Origin of the sequence: Dyadobacter bucti, assembly GCF_005869225.1 — a bacterium.
Classification (GTDB): domain Bacteria; phylum Bacteroidota; class Bacteroidia; order Cytophagales; family Spirosomataceae; genus Dyadobacter; species Dyadobacter bucti.
The window spans coordinates 341,396-358,381 of the sequence record NZ_SWFP01000006.1; the positions used below are offsets into that span (position 1 = coordinate 341,396).

At 44.1% G+C, this 16,986-nt stretch carries 11 protein-coding genes; 10 read left to right on the plus strand and 1 reads right to left on the minus strand.

From position 1 onward, the window contains the following. Positions 1-14: 14 nt before the first annotated feature. The gene (locus tag FBF61_RS21230) at positions 15-1,391 is read left to right on the plus strand and encodes a hypothetical protein (RefSeq protein ID WP_138481080.1); all 1,377 of its coding nucleotides are present in this window, start codon (positions 15-17) and stop codon (positions 1,389-1,391) included. A gap of 89 nt (positions 1,392-1,480) precedes the next feature. Here FBF61_RS21230 and mdh read toward each other — a convergent pair whose 3' ends face one another. Then, positions 1,481-2,410 carry a malate dehydrogenase gene (gene mdh / locus FBF61_RS21235; protein ID WP_138481082.1) on the minus strand — a complete coding sequence of 310 codons (930 nt, stop codon included), beginning with the start codon at positions 2,408-2,410 and terminating at the stop codon, positions 1,481-1,483. A 209-nt stretch (positions 2,411-2,619) separates the two neighbouring features. Between mdh and FBF61_RS21240 the strand changes: the two genes are divergently transcribed. From FBF61_RS21240 to FBF61_RS21280, 9 genes are all read left to right on the plus strand, one after another. Further along, positions 2,620-3,036 (plus strand): YkvA family protein, encoded by a 417-nt coding sequence (locus FBF61_RS21240; protein ID WP_138481084.1) that lies wholly within the window; start codon positions 2,620-2,622, stop codon positions 3,034-3,036. Between the two features lie 68 nt (positions 3,037-3,104). Next, the gene (locus FBF61_RS21245; protein ID WP_015813903.1) at positions 3,105-3,305 is read left to right on the plus strand and encodes a Sec-independent protein translocase subunit TatA/TatB; all 201 of its coding nucleotides are present in this window, start codon (positions 3,105-3,107) and stop codon (positions 3,303-3,305) included. 95 nt (positions 3,306-3,400) lie between these two features. Then, positions 3,401-4,858, plus strand: coding sequence for an Asp-tRNA(Asn)/Glu-tRNA(Gln) amidotransferase subunit GatA (gatA, locus tag FBF61_RS21250; RefSeq protein WP_138481086.1), 1,458 nt, complete (start codon positions 3,401-3,403; stop codon positions 4,856-4,858). Between the two features lie 295 nt (positions 4,859-5,153). Next, positions 5,154-6,713 (plus strand): lytic transglycosylase domain-containing protein, encoded by a 1,560-nt coding sequence (locus tag FBF61_RS21255; protein WP_229215162.1) that lies wholly within the window; start codon positions 5,154-5,156, stop codon positions 6,711-6,713. Positions 6,714-6,746: 33 nt separating this feature from the next. After that, positions 6,747-7,337 (plus strand): Holliday junction branch migration protein RuvA, encoded by a 591-nt coding sequence (ruvA, locus tag FBF61_RS21260; protein WP_138481088.1) that lies wholly within the window; start codon positions 6,747-6,749, stop codon positions 7,335-7,337. 94 nt (positions 7,338-7,431) lie between these two features. After that, positions 7,432-14,592 carry a T9SS outer membrane translocon Sov/SprA gene (gene sov / locus FBF61_RS21265; protein WP_138481090.1) on the plus strand — a complete coding sequence of 2,387 codons (7,161 nt, stop codon included), beginning with the start codon at positions 7,432-7,434 and terminating at the stop codon, positions 14,590-14,592. 76 nt (positions 14,593-14,668) lie between these two features. Then, entirely contained in the window at positions 14,669-15,049 is a 381-nt protein-coding gene (gene gcvH, locus FBF61_RS21270) for a glycine cleavage system protein GcvH (RefSeq protein WP_138481091.1), read from the plus strand. 89 nt (positions 15,050-15,138) lie between these two features. After that, positions 15,139-16,422 (plus strand): dihydroorotase, encoded by a 1,284-nt coding sequence (locus FBF61_RS21275; protein ID WP_138481093.1) that lies wholly within the window; start codon positions 15,139-15,141, stop codon positions 16,420-16,422. After that, positions 16,419-16,979 carry a DUF4199 domain-containing protein gene (locus FBF61_RS21280; RefSeq protein WP_138481095.1) on the plus strand — a complete coding sequence of 187 codons (561 nt, stop codon included), beginning with the start codon at positions 16,419-16,421 and terminating at the stop codon, positions 16,977-16,979. The genes FBF61_RS21275 and FBF61_RS21280 overlap by 4 nt, the downstream gene beginning before the upstream one ends. The last annotated feature ends 7 nt before the right edge of the window (positions 16,980-16,986 follow it).

A 16,986-nucleotide genomic window follows, 5' to 3' on the forward strand; every position in this document is an offset into this window, starting at 1 on the left:
TATAACATTAGTAAATGAAAAAAGTATTTTTTTTTATTCTGCTTACTTCATCCATAGCGGTGGCGCAGGTAAAGCCATCGGACGATAATACCAAGAATGATATTCGTTACAATCTTAACGAATCCGGGTCACATTATGTGAAATTTACATTTACCAACCAAGCTTGGTTTCGGTTCAACGAGAGCAATCCTGGCACCACAGTTTTAGGCGATCCCAAGTCAAATACCTTCGATATTGGCTTACGCCGCACCCGTATTCAGATTTTCGGACAGATAACAGACCGCATTTTTTTTTACACCCAGTATGGAATGAACAACTTCAACAAAGTGAGTGCATTCCCAGGTTATAATACGAGCGGTGCGCCAAGTAACAGAAAAATTGCCGCCTTTTTCCATGATGCGCTGGGGGAATATGAAGTACAACGGCAAGGGACGAATTTTATACGTTTTGGGGGCGGGCTTACAGTTGTCAATGGACTTTCCCGGTTTTCGCAGCCAAGTATCGGAACAATTATGACAATGGATGTGCCGGTATTTGCGCAGGCTACCGTAGACCAGACAGACCAGTTTTCAAGGAAATTAAGTGTATATAGCCGTGGTCAGATTGGCAAGCTAAACTATCGTGTGGATGTAGCGGACCCTTTTCCAGTTGAAACAAATGGGGCGGCCCCGCCGGTACTTGGTGTGAATTCCGTTTTTGCACAACGCAAACACCATAAACAATTCCAGGGATTGCTGATTTATAACATTTTCGATACTGAAGACAATACTACGCCCGGATATATGACCGGTACTTACCTTGGGAAACGCAAAGTGTTAAATATTGAAGCAGGGATCATTTCGCAAAAAAATGCTTCATGGAGAAAAGAAGGGATCGATACGCTGTACAGTAGTATGACCCTCTGGTCAGTGGCGGGCTTCATGGATATGCCTTTGAATAAGGAAAAAGGTACGGCAGTTTCTGCCTATCTGGGTTATTTTGATACAAATTACGGAAAAGGCTACTTGCGTTATAATGGTATCATGAATCCCGCAACGGGTACAACACAGCCCATTTCGGGTGCAGGCGGAACACAAGGAAATGCTTATCCGATGTTTGGGACAGGTAGCGTTATTTATGCGCAGGCTGGATATAAATTTCAGGACGGGCTATTGGGAAGTCAGGGGACATTGATGCCCTATGCCTCGCTGCAACGTTCCGATTATGACAGACTGAAGAATCCCTTGAATGTTTATAATCTTGGTGTGAACTGGCTTATGAAGGGTCATAATGGTAAGGTATCGCTCAATTATGAAAATAGATCTGTTTATAGATCGAGCACGATTTCTGCTGAACTGGAATCGTACACGCGGCGTGGCTCATGGGTATTACAGTATCAGATTTCGATTTGAGAAAAAATCCTGAATCAACATCGACATATATCAAAAAAGGTTTCCGAGTCCCGGAAACCTTTTTTGATATATGATCTTGGCAATGCTGACTACGACAAGGTCAAAGCGCCGTTCATGGACCTTACAGCTTCCGCCGATTTTTCGAAAGCAGCTTTTTCTGCATCGCTCAAACGCAGGTTGATGATTTTTTCCCAGCCGTTTCGTCCCAACACAACAGGGACGCCCATACAAATGTCTTTCTGGCCATATTCGCCATTGAGATAAACACTGCAAGGAACAATGCGTTTCTGATTGCGAACGATACTTTCTACCAATAACAACGTTGCAGCTCCCGGTGCGTACCATGCAGAAGTACCGATCAGCTTAGTAAGTGTAGCGCCGCCCACCATAGTATCAGCAGCTACCTTTTCCAGTTGTTCGGAAGAGAGGAACCGGCTTACGGGGATTCCATTATATGTTGCGAGCCTGGTGAGCGGGATCATTGTAGTATCACCGTGTCCACCTATTACCATTCCGTGAATATCAAGTGGCGAAACATCCATGGCAAGTGCCAGGTAGGTTTTGAACCTTGCACTATCCAACGCTCCGCCCATCCCGATAAGCCGTTTTTTAGGGATACCTGATTCTTTCAGAGCCAGGTACGTCATAGTATCCATCGGATTTGAGACTACAATGATGATAGCTTTGGGAGAGTATTTCAGGATGTTTTCGGTCACACCTTTTACAATCCCGGCATTAATCCCGATTAGCTCTTCACGGGTCATTCCGGGTTTGCGCGGCAATCCTGATGTGATGACAACTACGTCTGATCCTTTTGTTTTTTCATAATCATTTGTAGAACCGACAGGCTTGGTGTTAAACCCCAGTAATGCTGCAGTCTGGTACATATCGAGGGATTTTCCTTCGCTAACTCCTTCTTTTATATCGAGTAAAACAACCTCTTCGGCCAACTCACGACGAATAATATTGTCAGCTGTGGTTGCGCCCACAGCGCCAGCGCCTACAACAGTAATCTTCATATTAAAATATGGTTAATTGTATAGAAATTAATGCTTTTTAAATTTTTCCCTAAAAGTAGGATACATAATTTGTTTAAACCAAAGGGAATGTGATTTTTTGCCGGAAAAGTATCTGGCCACATCCGAAATGCAATTTTTTACGTAACTTAATAGTTATATTCACAATATATGCCACTTTTTCTTTGCTTAAAGTAATGAATGACGAGTCAATGATAGCACGAATTTTAAATTCGATTTTTTTTAAAAATGCCAAAGGAAAAGCGGGTAGGTACGTAAGGAATTCTGCCAAGTTATTTGACCTCGCGAAAGACGTGGTGGGAAAGCTTCAGAATGTCGGTATTAAAGGCAATCTCTCAGAGTTCCAGGCAAGTGTCCAGCTACTTATCAGAATGGTACGGGCTTATGCTTCGGGAGAGTACAAAGGGCTACCATGGAAAAGCCTGCTGTCTATCGTAGCGGTGCTTATCTATTTTGTTTCTCCGATTGATTTGCTTCCTGACTTTTTGCCGGTAATCGGTATCACTGATGATGTCGCTTTGGTCGTTTGGCTTATCAAAACATTGGGTGATGATGTCAAAAAGTTCAGTGATTGGGAAAAGAAGGAAAAAACAATTAATATAGGATAAAGTGGTCCTGAATTTTAGTTCTTATTAAAAAGAATAATTATTTTTGTAAACATTAAAAGAAAAAAGATATGGAATCAATAACCGTTTTAGGAATTATGGGATTGGGTGGACAGGAGATATTTTTGGTTGCCTTGTTCGTTTTATTGTTCTTCGGTGCGAAGAAAATCCCTGAGCTAATGCGCGGTTTGGGGCAAGGTATCAATGAGTTTAAGAATGCTACCAAGGACGTAAAGGAAAATATTGAAAAAAGCATGGAGGATCCCAAATAAGGCTTCCAGCTTATACTTATCGAAGGTATCCAGAGCCTTTAAGCTAAAACTTAATGGCTCTGATTCTTTATTTATAACCCCACAAAGAAATTACATTGAAAGAGTATCTGACGCTGAGCGAAATTCAAAAAGATTTGCGTGAAGGTGAGTTGACATGCGTCAAGTTAGTAGATCATTATTTACAAAAGATTGAGTCCCAGTCCAATCTGAATGCTTTCGTCGAGGTTTATCATGATGAAGCCAGAAAATCGGCAATTCTTGTGGATGAAAAGATAGCGAACGGGACCGCAGGAAAGCTGGCTGGTTTAGTAATCGGCCTAAAAGACGTACTTTCCTACGAAGGCCACGGACTGCAAGCCGGGAGCCAGATTTTAAAGTCTTACAAAGCCCCGTATACAGCCACTGCTGTACAGAGGCTCATCGATGCTGATGCGATCATAATCGGTCGTCAGAATTGCGATGAGTTTGCAATGGGCTCCTCCAATGAGAATTCATCTTTTGGTCCGGTATTAAATGCGGCCGATACTTCCAAAGTTCCCGGTGGGTCTTCGGGTGGTTCCGCGGTTGCAGTTCAGGCTGGGCTGTGCCATGCTTCGTTGGGAAGTGATACGGGCGGTTCCGTTCGTCAGCCAGCAGCTTTTTGTGGAGTAGTAGGTGTTAAGCCTTCTTACGGAAGGATTTCCCGGTACGGATTAATTGCTTATGCTTCGTCGTTCGACTGCATTGGCCCTATTACAAAAAGCGTTTCTGATGCAGCCTTGATCCTGGAAATAGTGGCAGGAGCTGATGAGTTTGACAGTACGGTTTCTTCTAAGGCAGTGCCTGTTTACACGGAAAACCTGCAATGGAAAGGTAAAGCACGCGTAGGGTATATACGCGATACGATTGAAAATGAAGCAATATCACCCGAAATTCGTCGGCACACGCTCGACTTGCTGGAGTGGCTGAAAGCTGAAGGTCATGAAGTGACTCCCATAGATATGCCTTTACTGGATTCATTGCTGCCAACCTACTATATTCTCACAACTGCCGAAGCAAGTTCCAATCTTTCGCGCTTTGATGGTGTCAGATACGGTCATCGTAGTGCTCTTTCGGTTGACCTGGAGAGTTTATATAAAAAATCCAGGACTGAAGGTTTTGGTGATGAGGTAAGGAGAAGGATATTGCTTGGTACTTTTGTCTTAAGCGCAAATTATTATGATGCATACTATACCAAGGCGCAACGCGTTAGAAGATTGGTGCGGACGGAAACAGACAAGTTTTTCGAAAAGTTTGATTTTCTGATTTCGCCGGTTTCTCCAACAACGGCATTTACAATTGGTGAAAAAACGGAAGACCCTTTAAAGATGTACCTTGCCGACATCTTTACGGTACAAGCCAATGTCGTCGGTAATCCGGCAATTGCCATTCCAAATGGTGTGGACAATGAAGGAATGCCCGTCGGAATTCAAATTATGGCAACCTATTTTGGCGAAGAGAAAATGCTTTCATTTGCAAATTATCTGACACGGCATACCCAAAAAGGAGTCATAGCATACAATGCAAACCAATAGGCAAAAAGGAATAGGTTCGACGTTCAGTTTTTCAATCCAGTCACATACGATACAATGGTACCTGGATGAAATGTATTTTAAATAATTGTGCCAGAATCCGTTTGTTAAAAAACGCATATTTTGTTCTGGAAAGTCGATTGAGTGGAGGCAAATGTATTAGAGATTATTCTACTTCATCAGGCAAATTTTCAAATCATTGGAAATTTTATAAAGGATAGTTATCTGTAAGGAGTTTTATACCAGATTATTAGCCATTGAAAACCGGGAATTGATTAACCTTCAAAAACATTTATTGATGAGGATTTCAAAAAGAGTATTGTGGCTCGGAGCCATGTGTGTAGGAATTTGGAATACGCCTGTTATGGCGTCATTTTCACAAGTGAAGTTAGAGTTCGAACCCGATACATTGGAGGCCGCAACGCAGGCAGACGAAAGTTTAATGCCCTATTTGCCTGAGGTTGAGGAAATAAATGAAAATCCGGCGATCCCTGCGGAACTGCTCAAACAGCGGTTTGCAAAGTTGGAAAAATCTATTCCACTTACTTATCATAAATCCTCCCATGAATTTGTAGAATATTTTACCTATAAAAAGGCGAAATTCACAAAAACGATGATGGAGAAAATGCCTCTGTATTTTCCCCTTTTTGAGAAGACACTTCAAAAACATGGCCTTCCCGCTGAACTGAAGTACCTTTCAATGATCGAGTCGGGTCTTAATCCAACCGTTATATCACATGCCAGTGCCGGAGGATTGTGGCAATTTATGCCCGCCACGGGTCGTGAATTCGGGCTTTACCAGGATAGCTACATTGATGAACGTTTTGAACCTGTTAAAGCAACGGAGGCAGCTTGCCTTTATCTGAAACAGCTTTACCGCATTTTTGGTGACTGGGAGCTTGCCCTTGCGTCTTATAACACTGGTCCGGGTAATGTCAAAAGAGCCATGCGTCGTTCCAGGGGTACAACTTTCTGGACTATATATAATGTACTTCCACGCGAAACCCGCTCCTATGTACCCCAGTACGTGGCGATGAACTATATGATGAACTATGGTGCCGATCATGGGATATTCCCAGAAAATATGGAATATCAGATTCCAAATGATACGGTTCATGTGAACGGATATATTGACCTTGCTGCGTTTTGCGAACAGAGCCAGATTAGTTTTGAAGAACTGAAGAAACTCAACCCACAGCTCACAAAAACAACGCTTCCGGACCGTACAAGGGATTTTGTTCTGAAAGTGCCTAGTATGCAATATACTTATCTTGTGAGCAACAGAAGTCAGATCATGGACTCCTGCACGCGCAGGTATACGCAGGCGGGGGTGTTGATTGCGAGAATTGACAGTACTTATACCGATTCGCTTGGAAATACAGTGGCGTTCCCCTACGCGACAGTAGCTGTAAATAACGAAGGGGAGGAACAGGTCGAGGAGGAAACGGGCGAAGTAGTTGAGCGAAAAAGAACTAAAAAAACTTCCCATACTGTCCGTAGAGGTGAAAACCTGCTTTCGATATCACGTAAATACAGGGTGTCGGTCGCAGATCTGAAAAGGTGGAACCATCTGCGCCGTAGTACAATAAACCGGGGCCAGCGACTGGTTATCATCAGGGAAACAAGAGAAACAGTACCGGCAGCAACGCAATTGGCAGTTGTTTCACAAAAGAACGAAAAACCCGAGGTTTCTAACAGGGACAGACATACCAAAAAGCGTTATCACACCGTTCAGAAAGGCGATACCTTATGGATTATATCGCAACGCTATGGACTGGAAATCGGACAATTAAAAAAGAAAAATAAAATAAGAGGTAATGCAATCAAACCCGGGCAAAAGCTCATCATCTCTACTTAATAAATACTGTTTTAACACACACATGCTACTTATATGATTGCCTACGTTAACGGGACTGTTGCCTATAAGGATCCGGCATACGCGATAATTGACGCCAATGGGCTTGGGTATGAAATACGTATTTCTTTACAGACCTATACTTCATTGCCCGAACTTGGTGAGCGCTGTAAACTGGTTACGTTTCTCAACATCAGAGAAGATGCCCATATACTGTACGGTTTTTGGGGAAATGATGAAAAGAAGCTTTTTCTGGACTTGATTGGAATTTCCGGAGTCGGCCCCTCGACAGCATTGGTTATGCTTTCTTCACTTTCTTCTTCAGAAATACGTCAAGGAATAATTGATGAAGATATCAGGCTTATCCAGTCGATTAAGGGGATAGGCTCTAAAACTGCTCAACGCGTTATTTTGGAATTAAAAGATAAAATTCGCAAGGAAGACCTCTCGTCTACCGGACCGAAATCTGTGGGCTCATCATCCGGCACTTTAAGAAACGAAGCGCTAGCTGCCCTGGTTACCCTGGGCATACCGAAAGCAACGGCAGAAAAAAGTCTGGATGCGATCATAAAACGGGAAGGTCAGGATATTACAGTGGAAAATTTGATTAAACTGGCACTTCGTTAACCAATGCAATGAAATTGGGTGAAAAAATTTACGATAATAAAATCGTTTTGATGGATTTGATTGTGGTCGCAACTGCTCTAAATAAGTAATTATCTTGTCATCAACGATTTACTCCTTTCTTTTTAAGGCGTTAACTTTTTCTACCGGAGCGATATTGCTAACCAACGTTTCGGTAGACAGGGAATCGTCTTATTCAGACCAGCCGCAGGATTGGGAGATTCTGGCTGATACTTTAATAGAAGATACTACACGCAAAAACATAGACCGATCGGGCAATCAACTGATCATGCGATGGAAAGATTATTATTCCAACCGTATTGCAGAACCCCGTCCTCGCTCTCCGTTTTATCTGCGTGATCCTTCCAATATTTCTACAACCATTGTGCTGGACAGTGCCGGAAAAATCGCTGTTTCCGAAAAAATACAAACCCCAGAAGGAAACCTGAATTTTCGGGCACCCGAACGAATGGATCTTGAAACCTACGACAAGATTCAGGAAGATCGGGCCTTCAAAAATCTCTTGAGGGAATATGCCGGCAGGCAAGATGGTAAAAGTGCAATGGGGGCCAGGGGGCTTTTACCCAAACTGGATATGCCTCCTGCGCTTTCGAAATTGTTAGGGGATGATTTTATCAATTTTAAGCCGACAGGTTTCGTCTCCCTTGATCTTGGCCTGATGCATCAGTTCCTTGATAATCCGGCGATTCCTATCCGTCAGAGGCGAAATACCCAGTTTATTTTTAATGAACAAATCAGTATCAACTTTGATGCCAAATTGGGAGATCAGCTTGGTTTTCAAACCAATTTTGACACGAAGGCGAATTTCAATTTTGAGAATGCGATCAAGCTGAATTATAAAAATCCCGAAGAGAGTTTTATCAGAAAAATAGAAGCCGGGAATATCAACTGGGCCATTAACAGCCAGCTGATTCCCGGAATCCAGAACTTGTTCGGATTAAAGACAGATTTCCAGTTTGGCCGGCTGAGCGCAACCTTCGTGGCTTCGCAGCAAAAATCGAGCAAAGAGAGAATTGTGCTGCGCGGCGGGGCTCAAAACAGAGATTTTGAGTTACGTGCAGATACTTACGACGAAAACCGTAACTTTTTCCTGTCACAATATTTCCGGAATATATACGAAGGAGCATTAAAAAATACGCCTACCATTACCTCGGGTGTAACAGTTACCCGGATGGAGGTATATGTTACCAACCGGACAACTACAACTGAGTCACTACGGAATGTGGTGGGTTTTGCGGATCTGGGAGAGCCAGCTCCTTACAAATCCGCAAACCCGAACCTACAGCCCATAGTGGCTACTTCTCCGGCGAGTAACGGTGCCAATGGATTATATAAAGTACTTACTACGACCGAGGCTATCCGCCAGGTTGATAACACCAATTCTGCGGTTACAGCGCTCGGTCTCGAACGTACAGTTGATTATGAGTTATTACGTGGAGCCAAAAGGCTGATCGCCGACCGGGATTACACTTTTCATCCGCAATTGGGCTATATATCCCTGACCAATGCCCTGAGAAATGATGAAGTGCTTGCAGTTTCGTATGAATATACGTTAAACGGCCGGTCTTTTAAGGTCGGAGAACTGACGGAAGACTATCAGGCTCGTAAGGACGATGAAGTTATTGCGTTGAAACTATTAAAGTCTTCTACCATCAGGAACAATACCAAGCTTCCGATGTGGGACCTTATGATGAAGAACGTTTACTCTCTCGGTACCAGCCAGATTGATAAGCAAGGTTTTCAGCTGAGGATTATCTATAAAGATGATTTGACAGGAATAGACAACCCTAACTTACAGGAATCAAGTATTGCAAATATTCCTTTGATCAGGCTTATGGGACTTGATCGTCTCAACCCTGTTAATGATCTGCAGCCGGATGGAAACTTCGACTTCGTGGAAGGCATTACGATGGACAGCAAGACGGGGCGTATCGTTTTTCCGGTGCTGGAACCGTTCGGTACCAATTTGTCAAGGAAGTTCGGGACTGGTGAAGATGTTTTCCGCAACAAATACGTTTTCAGTGAGCTGTACCGGACTACAATGATAGATGCCCAGCAGGTCTCAGAAAGGAATAAATTCTTCATCAAAGGGTCATATCAATCGAGTGGGGGCGCGGAAGTTCAGCTGCCTTTTGGTGTATTGGAAACTTCGGTAACAGTAACTTCGGGTGGTGTGCCTTTATCTCCTGGCTCGGATTATATCGTGGAAGCGCAGATTGGCCGTGTCCGTTTGATGAATAGCAGTGTTTTGAATTCCGGGCGGGAAATCGTTATCGAATACGAAAGGCCTGACATGTTCCAGAACCAGATCCGCTCTTTGCTTGGTACACGTCTGGACTACGTGATGAACCGGGATGTCAGCTTGGGGATGACATTGATAAAATACCGTGAGAGACCCGCCGGCTTTTTATCCCGTGTATCTTTAGGAAACGAGCCGGTCAACAATACCATGATGGGCTTTGATATCAATATTCGTAAAGAAGTACCTTTCCTGACAAAATTGCTGGACAGGCTGCCGCTGTTGCAGACCAAGGAAATGTCTACAATCCAGTTCAAGGGAGAAGTGGCCAAATTATTTCCGGGAGTGTCCAAAGATGTAAATAATCGTTCTCTGGTAGATGATTTTGAGGCCGCACGTACTGTTTACGACCTTTCACGTCAGCCTCAAAAATGGAGATTGGCGTCAATTCCCCCGGCGTTTCGTGTCGGCACGGATGGGAAATCGCTATCCTATGGTTATAAAAGGGCTAAAATATCCGCTTACACGGTCGATAATATTTTTGGAGGAGATCAGGGTTTAGGCGGAGGTTATCAACCCCCTGCGAATATCGAGGCCTCTGACAGAGAGAACTTTTACGAGCGTTTGTTTTTACCGAACGATATTTTTCCGAACAGACCGATCGCAGGTTTGGTAACTTACCCTCAAAATGTACTTGATATCGCTTACTACCCAAGTGAAAGGGGAATGTACAACTACAACGTCGACCTGGATGCAACTGGACGTCTGAAAACTCCGCGTCAGAATTTTGGGGGAATAAGTCGTGCAATTACATCTGATAATGACTTTGACAATGCAAATATTGAAAGTATAGAATTCTGGATGCTTGATCCGTTTATTAAAGGCGACAATGGTGTTGTGCGGGATGGGTTTGAAGGTAAAAACAATACAACAGGGGGGAAACTGGTTTTCAACCTTGGGGATATTTCGGAAGACGTAATTCCGGACGAACGCTACAATTTTGAGAACGGCCTGCCGATTGTGCCAAAGCAGGTGGGTGTTAATGTGGATTCTACTGCATGGGGTTATGCTACAAAATCTCAATATCTGATCAATGCGTTCAGTAATGAATCCGGCGCCAGGGAAAGGCAGGATGTGGGCCTTGACGGGTTGAGCAATGCCGAAGAACGTGTCTTTTTTAAACAGTTTTTGGATCGACTTCCAGGGAATTTAACTTCGGAAGCCCGTCAGAGAATTTTGTCAGATCCATCCGGCGATGACTTTAAGTTTTTCCTGGGAACCGAGGCGGATAGTGCCAACCTCAAAGTTCTGGAACGGTATAAAAATTATATCGGAATGGAAAACAACTCCCCCGAAAGTCTTGGAAGAGCAACCGACGTTACCCCGGCTTCCACCAATATACCCGACGGCGAAGACATGAATGTTGACAATACGATCAACGACAATGAATCCTACTACGAATATGAAATAGATCTAAAGCCCGATCAGCTAGCCATTGGAAAGGGCTATGTGGTCGATAAGACCGAAACTAACGGCCAGTTCTGGTATCTTTTCCGGGTGCCTATCAAAGAATTCTCCGGCGTAGTAGGGAACATGAACGGTTTCAAATCGATCCGTTTCATGAGGATGTATATGACAGACTTTCAACAGCCGGTAGTACTGCGGTTTGCACAATTACAGATGGTCGGTCAGCAATATCGTAAGTATACCTCCAATCTCGATGCTCCCGGATTACAGGAAGTACCGGAACCTTACGATGCGAAATTTACGGTTGGTACGGTCAGTATCGAAGAAAACAATTCTGCAAGTAATAACAGTGCAAACAAATATGTTTACACGATCCCTCCGGGCTGGGTACGCGATCAGGACAATACACAGAGACCTCCTCTGTTATTGAACGAGCAATCGATGAGCCTTTGTGTGACCGATCTGCGGGACGGAGATTCTCGCGCGGTTTTCAAGAATGTAAATTTGGATCTGTTGTTCCGCAAAAGACTGCGCATGTACGTGCACATGCAAAATGAAGAAAATGAGGACAACATGGTCGGTGCTTTTATGAGAATTGGTACAGACCTTACCCAAAACTATTATGAGATTGACATATCTTCCCTGCGTGCCACCCGGCCATCGGAGTCAAACCCGTCGGAAGTGTGGCCGGAGGGCAATGAGCTGAACATAGCGCTGGCCGACCTGATTGAAGCGAAGGCACGGCGTAACCGTCAGTTGGATAAAAATCTGAGTGTTCCCTATACGATGGTGACTTCAGACGGAAGGTATAAGCTGACTGTGGTAGGTAATCCCGACCTAAGTTCCGTTCGTGTGATGATGATCGGGATGCGGAACCCGAAATCTGCGGACGAGCGACCAAAAACGTTCTGTATCTGGGTAGATGAAATGCATGTAGAAGGGTTTGATGACAAAGGTGGAATTGCCGCTATTGCACAGTTAAATGCGAAGCTGGCTGATTTTGCAACATTAACTGCATCAGGCAGACTCGAAACTTTTGGCTTCGGGAGTGTGCAGCAGCGGATTGGCGAGCGTTCGCGTAATTTTACCTCTGAATATGGGTTCTCGTCGAATATTGCGCTCGATAAGCTGCTTCCGCAGAGCTGGGGATTCAGCATTCCACTTTTCCTTAGCTATGATCGAAGGAATGTAAAGCCGCATTTTGATCCGCTTGATCCAGATACACCATTGAATACTTCACTGGGCAACCTTAGGTCCGACGAAGAGCGAGACGGTTACCGGCGCATGGTCGAGGAAAACGCAGTCCGGCGTGGGATCAACTTTTCGAATGTCAGAAAGGTGAAAACCAAACCCGGAGTAAAAAATCACTTTTATGATTTTGAAAACCTCTCTTTTACCTACGCCTACAGTGATGATAACCGACGGAATATTCTGACCCAGCAATATTCTCAAAGAATGTACAAGGGAGGTATCTCGTACGTATATAGTAGTCAGCCAAAGGCAATGGAACCTTTCAAAAATTGGAAGGCCACGAGTCGCTGGACCGATTTGATTAAAGACATCAATCTCACCCTGGCTCCAAATATGGTATCCCTGCGTGCCGATGTCGACCGTCGTTTCCTGAAAACACAGCTTCGTAATGCGGATCTGACAACAGAGGGCATACAACCTTTGTTTGAAAAATATTTTTGGTTCAACCGTTATTATGACTTTGGCTGGAACCTGACCAGAAATATGACCCTGACATATAACGCCACGGCCAATTCGATCATCGATGAGCCGATGGGCGACCTTGACACGGAAATAAAAAAGGATTCTCTGTGGAAAAATTTCAGGAAACTTGGACGGATTAAGAATTTCGATCAGCGAATTGACCTAACTTATCGTCTGCCGCTTGATAAAATACCGCTAACGGACTGGATGACTGCGGATTACAAGCATTCCGTGGCTTATCAGTATCAGGCCAATGCTTTTGGATTAAAAGATACGCTCGGGCTCCCTTTCGGGGATATTATCCGGAACAGCAGAGAACGTGGCGTGACCGGGAAAGTGGATTTTGTATTGCTTTACAATAAGTTGAGGTATCTCAAATTTGCCAATACACCATCGGCAGCCAGGAAGAATTTTGCAAGAAGCCCTGGTGATATCGAGGATATTGATATGCGCACGACAGATCTGCTGAAGACCGTAACGCGCGCCCTGATGACTGTACGAGGTATCAATGTAAGTTACTCGGTACTGGAAACGACAGCTCTTCCGGGATATCTGCGGGCACCAAAATACTTTGGGCTTGATAATGCCAATGCGCCGGGTTTACCGTTTGTTTTAGGACAACAGGATAGAAACTTTCAGGTCAAGGCGGCACAAAAAGGCTGGATAACCACCAGCGAGCAGCAAAACCAGCCCTTCCAGCAAACTATAGCCAAGAATTTTTCTGCCAACACCACATTGGAGCCTTTCAAGGATTTTCGCTTGATTATCGAGGCCCGGCTCACCAGGCAGGACGCTTACCAGGAGTTTTACCGACCTGATGCTACCGGTGATTTTGTGTCGCAAAGCCCGTTGAGAAATGGCCAGTTCAGTATGTCATTTATGTCATTCAGGACGGCATTCGGCAAAATGCGGCGGGATAATTCTTCTCCGGTTTTTGATAAATTCCGTGCGTATCGGGCCATCCTTCGGGACCGGCTTAATCAGGAAAATCCGAGTGGTGGAGAATATAACGAGACGTCGCAAGATGTTTTAATCTCATCTTTCTTCGCGGCGTATACCGGAAAAGATCCCCAGACAGTTCGTACAAATCCATTTTTGAAGTTCCCAATGCCGAACTGGGATTTGAGCTACAACGGTTTGTCGCAGCTGGCTGCATTCAAGAAGCTTTTCAGCTCATTTACACTCAGGCATAAATACATGTCCAACTACAGTGTGGGTAATTTCACTTCGTCACTCGATTATGAGGCGTTGTATGTGAACCTTGCCGTGACAGGTTATCCTTTGTCATCCAGGTTGAATGAGCTTGGGCAGTACGTGCCTGTTTTTTCTATGAGCACCATCACCTTGTCTGAGAGGTTCCAGCCGCTGGTGGGAGTTGAGTTCCGGACTCAAAGCCGGGTTACAGCCCGTCTGGAATACAACCGGGACCGGACAATCGCGCTGAACCTGTCGAATGCCCAGGTGGCAGAGCTGTTTAATCAGGATATTACGGTGAACATAGGATTTACCAAAAACAACCTCGCAATTCCTTTTAAGATCAATGGCGTAAAAAAGAAACTGAAGAATGATATGACCATGCAGCTGGGCCTTACTTTCAGGGATACGCGATCAATACAGCGGAAATTTGACGGAGAAAACATTCCTATTGCCGGAAATATTAACTTTCAATTGAGACCTACGGTTAATTATATGGTTAACAATCGTTTAAGCTTGCAGTTCTATTTTGACAGAACATTTAACGATCCGTTGGTATCTAACTCGTTTTATCGGGCAAGTACATCGGGCGGAGTACAGTTGAAGTTCAATTTGGCAGAATAATATTTTGATTTGGAAAATACATCGTACATCCTGTAATTTGCGTCGCAAAGATGTTCAAAACTTACCTAATCGCACCATGGATTTCCCATCAGAACTTAAGTATACAGAAGATCACGAGTGGATTCGTATTGACGGAGATACGGCATTTATCGGGATCACAGACCACGCTCAGAACGAATTAGGTGATATTGTATACGTGGATATCAACACGGTAGGGGATGCACTCGAAAAAGGAGAAGTGTTTGGTTCGGTCGAAGCAGTAAAGACAGTTTCTGATTTGTTTATCCCGGTTGCAGGAACAGTCGTTGAGGTAAATGAGGAGTTGGACGGAGAGCCTGAACTTGTGAATACGGATCCATACGGACGGGGCTGGATGGTTAAAATAAGTTTATCAAATCCTGGTGATCAGGACGGCCTGCTTTCAGCCGAAGATTATCAAAAGTTTATAGGCGCCTGATATGAAGGTAGAAGCTCCAAACGGAGCTTTTTTTTTGGAGAACTGGTTTAAATTATCAGATTCAGGCTTAAGTTTTTTGCAAGATCAATATGAAATTATTAATTCGTTCAGTTCGGATAATTGATAAAAAGTCGCCTTTCAATGGTCAGGTCAGCGATGTACTGATCGAAGGCGGGAAAATAAAACAAATTGGGAAAGACATTGAAAAAGGTGACGCTGAAATAAAAGAAGCAGCCGGACTATGCGTATCGCCAGGCTGGATTGATATGCGTGTTGCTTCCCGTGATCCGGGTTTTGAACATAAAGAGGATCTTGGAACTGTTCGCTCGGCCGCCGCGCATGGTGGGTTTACTGAGATTGTACTTTTACCAAATACTGAACCGGTAGTCCATAGTAAGGACACATTGAACTATATCCTCAAATCTGGGCCGGATGAGTTGGTAAAGCTGCATGCTACGGCTGCTATAACCCGCAAAACCGAAGGCATTGATTTTACAGAAATGATCGACCTGCATGAGGCCGGAGCTGTTGCATTCACCGACGGCGAGCACGCTGTCCAGAATGCCGATCTGTTTCTGAAAACGATACTTTATCTGCAGCCTTTGAATGCTTTGCTGATGAATCGGCCGGAGGACCGGCAGCTGACACTTTACGGACAAATGCATGAAGGTGTTACCAGCACGCTCACCGGTATGAAAGGTATACCTTCGCTTGCAGAAGAAATGATGCTTTCGCGAGACCTTAAATTACTGGGGTATGCACTTGAAAAAAGTATGTACAAGTCTTCTGCACCTGCTTTGCATGTTTCTCTGATATCTACCAGCAGTGGAGTTGAGCTGATCAGGCAAGCAAAGAAAAGCGGGCTCCCGGTTTCTTGTGACGTGGCAGCCCACCAACTGGCCTATACGGACAGCGATCTGATGGGATTTGACACAAACCTGAAAGTTAATCCTCCTTTTCGTGCCAAAGCAGATGCTGATGCGATCAGAGCAGGTTTGGCTGATGGGACAATCGATGCGATCGTGTCCGACCATAGCCCGCATGATGAAGAAAGCAAGAACCTGGAATTTGATCATGCGGATTTTGGCATAACTGGCTTAGAGACAGTTTTTTCTCTGGCAATTATGCACAGTGAACTTGCTGTGGAAGACATCATAGAAAAGCTCACCGTCACACCGCGAAACATATTGAGATTGGAAAACAAATCCATCGAAGAAGGTGCCGAGGCTAACCTTACTTTTTTTAACCCGGATGAAGAATGGACTTTTGACAAAAGCTATTCAAAATCTAAAAACACACCCTTTTTAGGGCAGGTATTACGTGGAAAAGTCTGTGGGGTGATTAATAGTGGAAAACAGGAGTGGTATATATGAAAAACATCATCGCATATTTTGATAAGCCGCTTCTAAAAGTATCCATGGCCTTTTCTGTCATAACAGGATTTGCCGCCTTTCTTTTTTTTCTGGGATTATATTTTGTCGGAGTTCCGCCGTTGGGCAGCGTAAGGTCGTTGGACATGGGAATATATGTCATCCTGATAGCCGGAGCCTGCTTATATTACAGAAAAAAATACGGTCATGGATTTCTCCATTTATGGGAAGCACTTACGATTGGTTATTTTATCACTTGTGTCGCGGCAATGATTAATGGTTGGCTGATTTATCTTTTTGTAACGTATGTCGATACGTCCGTATTCAACGAATATATAACCAATGCGCTTGCGGTTTTAGACGCCGGGCGGAAGACGCAGACAGCATATATGAAGGACGATGAATTTAATTCGCTCTATCAAACTATAAAATCCAATAAGCCTTCGATTCTTATCAGCAATGAGATCAGTCAAAGGCTGCTTATGGCGATCATACCGATCCTGGTTATTTCATTGATATTCCGGAAGCAGGACTACGGCGTATTTCAGGATAAATCCTAATTTTATA